The sequence below is a fragment of the Nonomuraea sp. NPDC046570 genome (genome assembly GCF_040645915.1).
GTDB lineage: Bacteria > Actinomycetota > Actinomycetes > Streptosporangiales > Streptosporangiaceae > Nonomuraea.
Map to the genome: position 1 here is coordinate 294,101 of NZ_JBEYZF010000004.1, position 11,645 is coordinate 305,745.

Sequence of the window (11,645 nt, forward strand, 5' to 3'; positions counted from 1 at the left end):
AGCCACATTGACCGACATTTCGTGAGCGCTCTGGCGCATCGGTTGCCGCACGTCTACTGTATTCAAAACTCAATATTCATCACGTGACATACCATCGTTTACATAGGAGCTCCAGGTGAAGACCACCCCCCTCGTCGCCGGACTGCTCGTCACGCTGGCGGTGAGCTCCTGCGCCACCGGCGGCGCCCCCGCCCAGCCCGCCCCGAAGCTCGCGCGGAGCGCACCCGCCCAGCTCACCGGAGAGATCTCCATCTGGTCGTGGGACGTCGCCGCCAAGGCCCTGCAACGCCTGGCGCCCGAGTTCGAGAAGGCGCACCCCGGCGTCCGGGTCAAGGTCGTGGACATCGGCTACGACAACGCCTACGACAAGATCACCGTCGGCCTGAAGTCCGGCTCCGGCCTGCCCGACGTGATCACCCTGGAGGACACCGCGATCCCCGGCTACGCCGAGAACTTCCCCGGCGGCCTGGTGGACCTGACCGGCGTCGCCGCCAAGTACAAGGCCGGCTTCGACCCGGCCAAGTGGGCCGCGGCCGCCGGCAGCGGCGCGCTGGTCGCCCTGCCGTGGGACTCCGCGCCCGTCGGCCTGTACTACCGCCGCGACTACTTCGAGCGGGCCGGGGTGCGCCCGGAGTCCGTCGCCACCTGGGACGACCTGGTCAAGGCCGGGGAGAAGATCAAGCAGGCCACCGGCAAGCGGCTGTTCGTCTCCGACCTGACCACCGCCGCCGGCTTCACCACGCTGCTCCAGCAGCTCGGCCAGGGCTACTTCAAGGGCGGCAAGGTCGCCGTGAACACCCCCGCCGCCGTCCGCGCGCTCACCCTGCTCAAGACGCTCAAGGACAAGGACCTGCTGCAGAACGAGAAGGGCTGGGACGGCCGGGTCACCGCCACCAAGCAGGGCAAGGCGGCCACCCAGCCGACCGCCGCCTGGTGGAGCGGCACGCTGACCGGGGAGATGGCCGAGCTGTCGGGCAAGTTCGGGGTGATCCCGCTGCCGGCCTTCGACGCGGGCGGCGGCCGTACCTCGGCGAACGGCGGTTCGGCGCTGGCGATCACCGCGCAGACCCGGAACCAGGACGCGGCCTGGGCCTTCGTCGAGTGGCTGCTGGCGAGCGAGGAGCGGCAGGTGTCGATGATGCGGACCGAGGCGCTGTTCCCCGCCTACCTGCCCGCGCTGGCCGACCCGTTCTTCGACGAGGCGCAGCCGTACTTCGGCGGGCAGCGGGTCAACCGGCTCTTCGCCGACCAGGTGAAGCAGATCCCGCCGGTGGAGCTGACGGGGGACGACACGCAGGCGCAGGAGTTCCTGAAGAAGGCGATCTCGGCGACACTGCTGAACGACGAGGACCCCAAGGCGGCCCTCGACGAGGCGGCCGGGCAGATCGCGGCGGCCACCAAGCGCCAGGTGGTCTCGTGACCTCGTGGCGGCGCCGTACCGTCCCCTGGGTGTTCGCCGGGCCCGCCGCCGCGCTGCTGGTGGTCTTCTTCGCCTACCCGCTGGCCGCCTCGCTGGTGCAGAGCCTGCAGAGCACCGAGCGCGGCGTCACCACCTGGGCCGGGCTCGGGCAGTACTCCCGCATGCTGGGCGACCCGTCGTTCCTGCGGTCGCTCGCCAACGCCGGGCTGATCCTCGTCGTCCAGGTCCCGCTCATGATCGGCCTGGCGACCGTGCTGGCGTACGTGCTCAACACCTCCTGGCTGCGTTTCCGGGCGACGCTGCGGGCGGCCTACTTCCTGCCCGCCGTGACCACGCTGGTCGCCTACGCGGTGGTGTTCAGGGTGCTGCTGCGTACCGAGGGCGGCGCGGTCAACCAGATCCTCGGCGTGCAGGTCGACTGGCTCAACGACCCGTTCTGGGCCCGGGTGGCGCTGATCGCCTCGATCACCTGGCGGTGGGCGGGCTACAACGCGATCATCCTGCTGGCCGGGCTGCAGGCCATCGGCCGCGAGCAGTACGAAGCCGCCGCGATCGACGGGGCGGGCCCGCTGACCACGTTCCGGGCGGTGATCCTGCCGCAGCTCAAGCCGGTGGTGCTGTTCTGCTCGATCACCTCGACGATCGGCACGCTGCAACTGTTCGACGAGCCGATGGTGCTGACCGGCGGCGGCCCCGGCGACGCGACGCTCACCCCGATCCTCTACCTGTACCAGGTGGGCTTCAAGCAGTTCGACTTCGGCTACGCGGCGGCGATCGCCTGGGTCGTGGTGCTGCTCATCGGCGGCCTGTCATGGCTGCAGTTCCGCTACTTCGGCAAGGAGGACAGGTGAAGCGGCTCCTGGTGTGGCTGGTGGCGGCGGCGGGCGCGCTGGTCAGCGTGATCCCGTTCTACTGGATGGTCGTCGCGGCCACCCACGACGGCGGCGAGCTGTTCGCCTCGCCGCCGCCGTTCCTGCCCGGCGACGACCTCATGGCGAACCTGCGCTCCCTGGAGGAGAGCGTGCACTTCGCCAGGGTGATGGCCACCAGCCTGTGGACCGCGCTGGTGTACACGCTGCTGTCCGGCCTGGTGTCCGCCATGTGCGGATACGGCCTGGCGAAATACCGCTTCAAAGGCCGGGGCCTGCTGCTCGGCGTGGTGCTGGCGACCATGATGATCCCGTTCCAGGTGCTGCTGGTGCCGCTGTTCCAGATGATGGCCAGCGTCGGCTGGGTGGACACCTACCAGTCGATCATCATCCCGTTCCTGGCCAACTCCTTCGGCATCTTCCTGATGCGCCAGGCGTTCCTGGGCTTCCCCGACGAACTGCTGGAGAGCGGCCGCCTGGACGGCGCCGGCGACCTGCGGATCTTCTACCGGATCGTGCTGCCGTGCGTACGGCCCCAGCTCGGCGCGCTGGTCATCTTCACCTTCATGTCCCAGTGGAACGCCTTCATCTGGCCGCTGCTGATGCTCAACTCCGCCGAGCGGTACACCGTGCCCGTGGCCCTGAACCACCTGATCGGCCTGTCCCACGTCGACTACGCGGGCCTGATGCTGGGCGCGTTCCTGGCGACACTCCCCCTAATGCTGATCTTCCTGCTGTTCCAGCGCCAGTTCGTGGCGGGCCTGCTCGGCGGCGCCGTGAAGGGTTGACGGGCCGCGCGGCGCGGGCGTGCGGTCCTCTCGTCCGGGGTCGTGAAGATCCGGGGCTCCGGACCGTAGGATCGGCGGGTGGAGCTCATGATCTATCCTGACGGCCCGGTCCACGAGGTCGCCGACGAGCGCGAGGCCCTGGCCAGCGACCTCGAAGGGCAGCTCGTCCTCGACGGCACCCGCTTCCTGCGCCGCGACGTCACCGGCGCCGCCGTGGCGTTCGTCGAGCGTCCGCCCATCGCGCAGGCCCTCGACCTGCTCCCGCATCCCGAGGGCGGCTGGTTCCGGCAGACCTGGAAGTCCGCCGTCACCTTCGAGCCGGCGGGCTACAGCGGGCCCCGGGCCACCGCGACCGGCATCTACTTCCTGCTGCGACCGGGCGAGGAGTCCGTCCCGCACCTGGTCCTGTCCGACGAGGTGTGGCTGTGGCACCGGGGCGGCCCCCTGTCCCTGACGATCGGCGACACCATCGTCACCCTGGGGCCGCTGGTGGAGGAGGGTCAGGTCCCGCAGGCGATCGTCCCGGGCGGGGTCTGGCAGTCAGCCCGCCCCGCCGGCCCGGAGGAGGTCCTGGTGAGCTGCGTCGTCTCCCCCGGCTTCGAGTTCGCCGACTTCACCGCGACCTGACACCCGCCCCGTCGAGCGGCACCACCTCTCCGGCGGAACGCACACCCTCTGCGGGGACGGCCTCACCCGGCCGCCCCCTGCGGTCAGGCCGTTCGGTCCGGGCCTCTCGGAGGCGCCACGCACAGGCAGGGGAGCGTCACCAGGGTTCGTGCGACGTCGTCGACGTGGGACACCTGCTTGCTGTCCAGGCAGAGCCGGCACTTGAACGCGGCGGCTATGTCCGGATCGTTCCAGATCTTGTCCTCCCACGCGGGCCGCCTCTCCGGAGGTACGGCACCGCCCTCGGCCGGCTCGAACGCACCGCCGACCCATCCCCGCCCCGCGCAGAACCGGCAGGCGAGAAACATCGGGCCGACCCGGTCCCCTCCACTGCCGTCACATTCGGGACAGGCGAGGGGATCGGTCACTTGGCGCCGGTCCCATTGCATGCCGTGCAGGACACCCATTCCTCCCGGCCGTTCTTCGCCATCCACTCACCCTGGGCGCCCTGGCAGGTGCCGCAGGGCTCCGGCCCGTCTTCGTTCTTGGCCATGACTCCTCCGTGTAGTCGTTCCGTCACCCGCGACGCTAGGCCCACAGCTCGCTCGCGACCAGTGGCGCTAGAGACAGTAGACACTACGCACAGTCATGTCTCGACTACGGATAGCAAACAGTTGGAAGCAGCGTCAAGCGGAAAGACAGCCTTCCTCATCAACGCGCCCACCTGCGGAGCCGACGCTTGCGATGCCGGCCCGACAGGCCAGACCACCCACCCCGGAACACGGTTCCCGCCCCTGACCGCGCGTCGCGGCCAAGCCCCAGGGCCGGCCCAACCTGGAGCGCCGGATTATCGCCGCACGGGACCCATGGTGCCTACACCGACACAGTCACAGATGCCGCAATCCCACCCAACTTCAAAGAGCCGGTTTTCGTGCTCCGCCCTTGGCGGACGCGGCGCGCGCCGGACGCCTCCTCAACCTCTGAGCCAGCACCGGTTCCCCGGCTCGGGCCGAAGGTCAAGACGGACGAAACCGTACGATCCCGAAGGAGTCCCACACCTCGCCCGAGTTGGCCAGGGATGCCCGAAATCCTCCCGTTCTGCGGCTCCAGCGGAATCCGTTGCGCGACACGCCGGATGTGCAATCTGGAGGCGCAAGCTTTAGGTAGCTCTCGGTTATCGACCGAGTGCGCGCGGCTATAGATCCGCTGTCATCAAATGGTCGATTACCGCATCGGACGACAAGTGATGCGAGCCGCCCATTTGGCCACAGATAAAAAACGCCAATTTGGCGAAGGAGCCAAAGTGATCAAGGAATTTAGCGCTGCCGGTGCTGTCGTTGTCGCCGTAATGGGATTCACCATGCTGGCGACGCCCGCCCAGGCTGACGGGCTGCACAGCGCGGCGGACAACCCCATTCCCACCCTGGAGCAGACCAACACCGGCGAAGGCGGCGAGGGCGGCGAGGCCGCCGAGACCGCTGCGGCGGGCGAGGGCAGCGAGACCGTCGCGGTCGGCCAGGCCAACGAGGCCGGCACGGTCGGCGAGGCCGTTGCGGCAGAGAAGGCCGCCGCCGCCGGTGAGGCCGCCGCCGCAGACAAGGCCGCCGCTGCAGACGAGGCTGCTGCCGCAGACGAGGCTGCTGCCGCAGAGGAGGCCGCCGCCGCAGACGAGGCTGCTGCCGCCGGGGAGGCCGCCGCCGCCACCGACGCCGCTGCGGCGGACATGGCCGCCGCCGCGGGCGAGGCCGCCGAGACCGGCAAGGTCGCCGCCACTGGTAAGACCGCGGTCAGCGAGACCGTTGCGACGGGCGAGGGCGGCGAGGGCGGCGAGACCGCGACCGCGACCGACACCGCTACGGCCAACGACACTGCTACGGCGAACGAGACCGCGACCGCCAGCGACACCGCTACGGCCAGCGACACTGCTACCGCGAGCGACACTGCTACGGCCAACGACACTGCTACGGCGAACGAGACCGCGACCGCCAGCGACACCGCTACGGCCGGCGAGACCGCAACGGCTGGCGAGGGTGCCGAGACCGCGATGGTCAGCGACACCGCGACCGCGAGCGAGGCTGCACCGGCCAGCGAGACCGCGACCGCAAGTGAGGGTGCTGCGGCAGGCGAGGGCGCTGCGGCGGGCGAGGGTGCCGCGAGCGAGGCCGGCGAAGGCGCTGCGGCCGGCGAGGCTGCTGCGGCTGAGGGTGCTGCCGCAGGCGAGGCTGCTGAGGCTGAGGCTGGCGAGGGCTCTGTGCTGACCGGGACCATCGAAGGCGCGGCAGGCGAAGGCGCTGCGGCGGGCGAGGCCGCCGAGGGCAGCGAGACCGTCGCGGCAGGCGAGGCGCGTCAGGCCACCGAGGGTGGCGAGGGCATCATCGGCGGCGGCAACGCCGAGGAGGCCGTCGACTTCGAGGGCGCCAACTGGAGCAAGAACATCAAGTCCAAGTGGTCCGGCAACACCATCGAGGACGTCTACAACAGCAACCGCGGCTGCGGCAACCTCAATGTCGTGAATGGCTGGGGCTGGAGCAACTGCAGCATCTTCGCGCTCATCATTCCGGCTAACTAGTAAGTCGACATAAGACGCGCGTGCCGGGCCTGCCAGGCCCGGCACACGCGCTTTCCATGCCATTCAATATGTACCGGCGACATTAACGAACGGATATTCGTGCGAGGCCGTAAGAATTCTCACCGCACGAGACCGGCCCACCGGACGCCATCGAAAGCAGAGGACCTCCTATGCAAGCACAACACTGGAAGAACTGGATATACCGGACAGCGGTGGCGGCTGCCGGGATGACGCTGGCCGCCGGGATCCCCGCTCCCGCCCAGGCGGCCCAGGGCACCGTGCAGGTGTACACCGAGATGGGCGCCCGCACCTACCACTCCCCGACCGGCTGCGTGACCGTGTACGACGTGGCGGTGGGACAGCATCTGGTCAACCACTCCGACGCGGCCGTCTCCATCTACAGCTTCCCCGACTGCGAAGGCCGGCCGAACGGCTCCGCCATCCCCGGCGGGTCGGTGGAGAACGAGTTCGCGAGCTTCAAGGTGCACACACCCTGATCCGCGAGCGGCGGGATCGAGGTGGCGGGGACTTGGCATCGCGGAATTTCCGGCGAGATGATTGTCTGTGCGGAGGAACTACGAGGAGGTCACCGGTGATCCGTAAGATTGTCTCCGTCGTCGGCGGTAAGGATGCCGCAAGCACCGCCACCTACGACTCGACGAATCCCGCCAGAACGCACGAGGTGGTCGCCCGGGTAGGGCTCGCCGACGCGGCCGTGTTCGCCGACGCGTGCCGTACCGCCAAGGGGGCGCAGCGGGAGTGGGCCAAGGTGCCCGCGCCGGTGCGGGGGCGGGTGGTGGCCTCGATCGGGCGGCTGGTGGAGGCCAACGCGGAGGAGTTGGCGCGGCAGGTGACCGAGGAGATCGGCAAGCCGTACGCCGAGGCGCTGGGCGAGGTCCGCGAGATCGTCGACACCTGCGACTTCTTCCTGGGCGAGGGCCGCAGGCTGTACGGCCAGACGGTGCCGTCGGAGATGCCGGACAAGAACCTGTTCACCTTCAGGAACCCGATCGGCGTCGCCGCGGTGATCACCGCCGGGAACTTCCCGGTCGCGGTCCCCTCGTGGTACCTGGTCCCGGCGCTGCTGTGCGGCAACGCGGTGGTGTGGAAGCCCGCCGAGTACGCGGCCGCGTCGGCGCACGCGCTGTACCGGCTCTTCGCCGCCGCGGGCCTGCCCGACGGCGTGCTCAACATCGTGTTCGCCGACGGCGCGCAGACGTTCGCGGGCCTGGAGGCCGCGCTCGGCGAGGGCACGGTGCAGAAGGTCGGGTTCACCGGGTCGAGCGAGGTGGGCCGGAAGATCGGCGAGCTGACCGGCCGCCACCTGCAGTCGGCCTGCCTGGAGCTGGGCGGCAAGAACCCGATGGTGATCATGCCGGACGCGGACCTGGACCTGGCGGTGGAGGGTGCGCTGTTCTCCGGCTTCGGCACGGCCGGCCAGCGCTGCACGAGCCTGGGCACGATCATCGTCCACGAGAGCGTGCACGAGGAGTTCACCGAGCGCTTCGCCAGGGCCGTACAGAACGCCAAGATCGGCGACCCCGCCCAGGACGTGCTGGCGGGGCCTCTGCTGGACCAGAAGTTCGCCGACCGCTTCGAGGAGTACCTCACCTGGATCCAGCCCCACCACCAGGTGATCTCCGGAAGCACCGGCAAGATCACCAAGGACGCTCCGCACCACGAGTTCACCGGCGAGGGCGGTCTCTACTACCACCCGGTGGTGGTGGACGGCGTCCGGCGGGATGACCGCGTCTTCCTGGAGGAGACGTTCGGCCCGCTCGTCGGGATCACCACGTTCAGCACCCTCGACGAGGCGATCGACCTGGCCAACCTCCCCGGCTACGGCCTGTCCTCGTCGATCTACACCACCGACCCGTCGGCCGCCTTCCGCTTCCGCGAGGGCATCTCGGCCGGCATGGTCAGCGTCAACAACTCCACCTCGGGCGCCGAGGCCCACCTGCCCTTCGGCGGCAACGGCAAGTCCGGCAACGGCAGCCGCCAGTCAGGAATGTGGGTTCTCGACCAGTTCACCCGCTGGCAGGCGATGAACTGGGATCATTCCGGCAAACTCCAGAAGGCCCAGATGGACGTAGCCGACATTACCCCTGACCTGGAGTTCCGAATCTGACAGGGCAGGGTGACTCCTGTGTTCACCTGATGCAGACATCCCTTCTCCTCGGTGGCAGAAAACCCACACCACTCCCGGAAAACCGCTCCCTTCCCCGGAGGTGCGGCGAGCGCGTCGTGTCACGATGACCTCGCCTGCGATTACGGGGAGAAGCCGATGAGTCACGATCCGATGTTGCCGGAACCGGTCGCCCGGATGCTGGAGGACTACAGGGAGCTGCTGGCGGAGCACGGCATGACGTGGGGCGAACCGCCCCTCTCCTACGTGCGGGTGATGAGCCCGTCACGGTTCATGGAGGTGGGGCCGTTCTGGCGCGAGGCCAGGCTCCTGGCCAGGGAGCTCGCCCCTGGAGGGGACGCCGCCGATCGGGAGATCGTGGAGCGGGAGCTCGACTACGACGAGGTGCTGCGCAACACCCTCGGCAAGGAGCTGCCGGCCGGTCTCGCCGTGCTCCGGCTGACCCCCGACGGGCACGACCTGCGCAGCAAGACGCAGGTCACCCTCGGGGGCCGGCCGCTGCCGTGCGCGCTGCTGGTCGACAACGCCTGCGACCAGCCGGTCACCGTGGTGGCGGGCACCAGGCCGTACGAGGTCGGCGCCAGGGGCGCCAAGCTGATCGACCTCGACACCGCGACCCCGGTCCAGGTGGACGGCCGCACCATCGACCTGCGCGGCTTCACCCGCGACGCGCGCCGGGCCAGGGTACGCCTGCGGGCGGGCTTTCCCTGCCGGTGGAGCATCTGGACCGCCGACGGCCAGGGCTGGTACCCGGAGGGCGCCCCGGCCAGGCGCGACTACCACGGCCTGCCGTACTTCCACGGCGACGACCTGGTGGTGGACGTCCCGGCCGAACCACTGACGATCAGGGTGGCCAGGGGCATGGAGTACGGCATCGCCGAGACCACGCTCACCCCGCCGGAGTACATCGAGACCCTGGTCGAGCTGGCCCCGAAGCGCATCTACGACGCCGCCGCGATGGGCTGGTACGGCGCCGACCTGCACGTGCACCTCAACGCCACCGGCGACCTGGTGGCCCCGCCCAAGTGGGCGGCCGACGCCCAGTTCGGCGAGGACCTGCACGTGCTGAGCCTGCTGGCGGCCAACGTCTCGGGCAGCCGGGTGCTGGACCGGGAGGCGCTGGAGCACTGGGCGGGCCAGGACCTGCCGTGGTCGGACGCCACGCATGTGGCCAGGATGGGCGCCGAGCATCGCAACGACCTGTTCGGGCACCTGCACGCGTTCGCGCCGAGCGCCCCGCCGAGCCTGTACTCGACGGGTTTCCAGGGGGCGCCCGACTGGCCGCCGACCACGGCGGCGCTCCGGGAGCTGCGCGAGCTGGGCGCGCTGGTCGGCTACGCGCACGCCTTCCGGGGAGCCACCGAGACGCCGGAGCAGCTCGTCGGCACGCCGGGGTGCACGGCCAGGATGGCGGTGGTGGACGCGGCGCTCGGCCTGGTGGACGGGTTCGAGCTGCTGCACTTCTCCTGCGCGCACGGTTCGGCGAACGCCTACCGGCGGCTGATCGGGGCGGGCAACAGGATCGCGGCGGTCGCGGGCACCGACTCGGTGCTCACGCTGACCCGGCACCGGATGGAGATGGTGGCCAGCCCGGTCGGCTGGGAGCGCACGTACGCGCGGGTGCGGGGTGCGCTGAGCGCCGCGAGTTACGCCGAGGCGGTGCGCGCGGGCCGTACGTTCGCCACCACGGGACCGTTCCTGGAGCTGGCCGTCGAGGGGCACGGGCCGGGTGACACGCTGGACCTGCTGCCGGGCGAGACGGTGATGGTCAGCGCCAGGGCGATCGGGCCCGAGGTGCGGCGGCTGTCGTTGCTGACCGCCGACGGGGAGCTGGCCGCGGTGGACGGGGCGCGGGTCAGCGCCGAGCTCACCGTGCGGCGGCCGACGTACGTGGTGGCGGTGGCCGAGGGCGGGGCGCATCCGCGCTCGCTGTTCAGCCACGTCTACGCGCACACCAGCCCGGTCTACCTGGACGTCGAGCATCGCCGGGTCGCCCGCGAGGACGACGTGAACTTCTGCCTGCGCTGGATCGACCTGCTGGAGCAGCTCGTCCGGGAGGGGGCGACGCTCGACGGCGAGAGGCAGCTCGGCGACTACCTCGAGGTGATCGAGGAGGCGCGCCGGGTCTACCTCTCGCGGCTGCCGTGAGCGGCTAGACCTGGCCGGCCTTCTCCAGGGCGGCGCAGCAGGTGTCGACGAGCAGGCGGGTGACGACGTACGGGTCGACGTTGGCGTTGGGGCGGCGGTCCTCGATGTAGCCCTTCTTGTCCACCTCGACCTGCCACGGGATGCGGACGGAGGCGCCGCGGTCGGAGACGCCGTAGCTGTACCTGTTCCACGGGGCGGTCTCGTGGGCGCCGGTCAGCCGGCTCTCGATGCCCGCGCCGTAGTGGCTGACGTGCTCCATCGGCTTGTCGCCCTCGCCCAGCGCCTCGCAGGCGGTGATGATGGCGTCGTAGCCCTCGCGCATGGCCTTGGTGGAGAAGTTGGTGTGCGCGCCGGCGCCGTTCCAGTCGCCGCGGGCGGGCTTGGCGTCGAGGGTGGCCTCCACGCCGAACTCCTCGGCGGTGCGGTAGAGCAGCCAGCGGGCGATCCACATGTGGTCGGAGACGTCCAGCGGGCTGGCCGGGCCGATCTGGAACTCCCACTGTCCTGGCATCACTTCGGCGTTGATGCCGGAGATCTCCAGGCCGGCGGCGAGGCAGTAGTCGAGGTGCTTCTCCACGATGTCACGACCGAATATCGCGTCGGCGCCGACACCGCAGTAGTACGGGCCCTGCGGGGCGGGGAAGCCGCCCTCGGGGAAGCCGAGCGGGCGGCTGCCCTTGAAGAAGGTGTACTCCTGCTCGATGCCGAACCAGGACTCCTGGTCGGCGAAACGCTCGGCGACCTCGCGGAGCGGCGCACGGGTGTTGCTCTTGTGCGGGTCGCCGTCGGTCTCGAAGACCTCGCACAGCACCAGGATGTGAGCGCCACCACGAATCGGGTCGGGACAGGTGAAAACGGGCTTGAGCACACGGTCCGACGAGTGCCCCTTGGCCTGGTTCGTGCTGGAGCCGTCGAAACCCCAGAGCGGCGGCTCGGTGCCGTCGGCAAGGATTCTCGTCTTGGAGCGGAGGAGTGCGGTGGGCTCGGTGCCGTCGATCCAGATGTACTCAGCCTTGATGCTCACTGCGATCCCTTCATGGTGTTTCTCAGCCACGCCGAGACTGCCAAGTAGGCGTTTCGCGGTTTTTGCCCATATGTG

Annotated in this window: 10 protein-coding genes; 8 read left to right on the forward strand and 2 right to left on the reverse strand. The window is 69.8% G+C overall.

The features are described from left to right. Nucleotides 1-115 precede the first annotated feature (115 nt). From ABZ911_RS09620 to ABZ911_RS09635, 4 genes are all read left to right on the forward strand, one after another. Nucleotides 116-1,420, forward strand: a complete 1,305-nt coding sequence (locus ABZ911_RS09620) for a sugar ABC transporter substrate-binding protein (RefSeq protein WP_358053815.1) — start codon at nucleotides 116-118, stop codon at nucleotides 1,418-1,420. Further along, on the forward strand, nucleotides 1,417-2,271 hold the full coding sequence (locus tag ABZ911_RS09625; RefSeq protein ID WP_358053817.1) for a sugar ABC transporter permease: 855 nt from the start codon (nucleotides 1,417-1,419) through the stop codon (nucleotides 2,269-2,271). The genes ABZ911_RS09620 and ABZ911_RS09625 overlap by 4 nt, the downstream gene beginning before the upstream one ends. Next, on the forward strand, nucleotides 2,268-3,077 hold the full coding sequence (locus ABZ911_RS09630; RefSeq protein WP_358053819.1) for a carbohydrate ABC transporter permease: 810 nt from the start codon (nucleotides 2,268-2,270) through the stop codon (nucleotides 3,075-3,077). Before ABZ911_RS09625 ends, ABZ911_RS09630 begins: the two co-directional genes overlap by 4 nt. Before the next feature lie 87 nt (nucleotides 3,078-3,164). After that, the gene (locus ABZ911_RS09635) at nucleotides 3,165-3,704 is read left to right on the forward strand and encodes a cupin domain-containing protein (protein WP_358053821.1); all 540 of its coding nucleotides are present in this window, start codon (nucleotides 3,165-3,167) and stop codon (nucleotides 3,702-3,704) included. Between the two features lie 403 nt (nucleotides 3,705-4,107). Here ABZ911_RS09635 and ABZ911_RS09640 read toward each other — a convergent pair whose 3' ends face one another. After that, nucleotides 4,108-4,236, reverse strand: coding sequence for a hypothetical protein (locus ABZ911_RS09640; protein ID WP_358053823.1), 129 nt, complete (start codon nucleotides 4,234-4,236; stop codon nucleotides 4,108-4,110). A gap of 663 nt (nucleotides 4,237-4,899) precedes the next feature. Between ABZ911_RS09640 and ABZ911_RS09645 the strand changes: the two genes are divergently transcribed. From ABZ911_RS09645 to ABZ911_RS09660, 4 genes are all read left to right on the forward strand, one after another. Beyond that, the gene (locus tag ABZ911_RS09645; RefSeq protein ID WP_358053825.1) at nucleotides 4,900-6,252 is read left to right on the forward strand and encodes a hypothetical protein; all 1,353 of its coding nucleotides are present in this window, start codon (nucleotides 4,900-4,902) and stop codon (nucleotides 6,250-6,252) included. 170 nt (nucleotides 6,253-6,422) lie between these two features. After that, complete coding sequence (locus ABZ911_RS09650; protein WP_358053827.1) at nucleotides 6,423-6,749, forward strand: hypothetical protein; 327 nt, start codon at nucleotides 6,423-6,425, stop codon at nucleotides 6,747-6,749. A gap of 95 nt (nucleotides 6,750-6,844) precedes the next feature. Then, the gene (locus ABZ911_RS09655) at nucleotides 6,845-8,380 is read left to right on the forward strand and encodes an aldehyde dehydrogenase family protein (protein WP_358053829.1); all 1,536 of its coding nucleotides are present in this window, start codon (nucleotides 6,845-6,847) and stop codon (nucleotides 8,378-8,380) included. A 156-nt stretch (nucleotides 8,381-8,536) separates the two neighbouring features. Further along, nucleotides 8,537-10,546, forward strand: a complete 2,010-nt coding sequence (locus tag ABZ911_RS09660) for a CehA/McbA family metallohydrolase (RefSeq protein ID WP_358053831.1) — start codon at nucleotides 8,537-8,539, stop codon at nucleotides 10,544-10,546. A 4-nt stretch (nucleotides 10,547-10,550) separates the two neighbouring features. Here ABZ911_RS09660 and glnII read toward each other — a convergent pair whose 3' ends face one another. Next, a complete protein-coding gene (glnII, locus tag ABZ911_RS09665; RefSeq protein ID WP_358053833.1) occupies nucleotides 10,551-11,570 on the reverse strand; it encodes a glutamine synthetase in 1,020 nt (339 codons plus the stop codon). Nucleotides 11,571-11,645: the final 75 nt, after the last annotated feature.

Bases quoted from the DNA above. Each gene is read 5' to 3' on its own strand.
- ABZ911_RS09635 (WP_358053821.1), top strand. From the start codon at position 3,165: ATGATCTATCCTGACGGCCCGGTCCACGAGGTCGCCGACGAGCGCGAG.
- ABZ911_RS09640 (WP_358053823.1), bottom strand. From the start codon at position 4,236: ATGGCCAAGAACGAAGACGGGCCGGAGCCCTGCGGCACCTGCCAGGGC.
- ABZ911_RS09645 (WP_358053825.1), top strand. From the start codon at position 4,900: ATGGTCGATTACCGCATCGGACGACAAGTGATGCGAGCCGCCCATTTG.
- ABZ911_RS09650 (WP_358053827.1), top strand. From the start codon at position 6,423: ATGCAAGCACAACACTGGAAGAACTGGATATACCGGACAGCGGTGGCG.
- ABZ911_RS09660 (WP_358053831.1), top strand. From the start codon at position 8,537: ATGAGTCACGATCCGATGTTGCCGGAACCGGTCGCCCGGATGCTGGAG.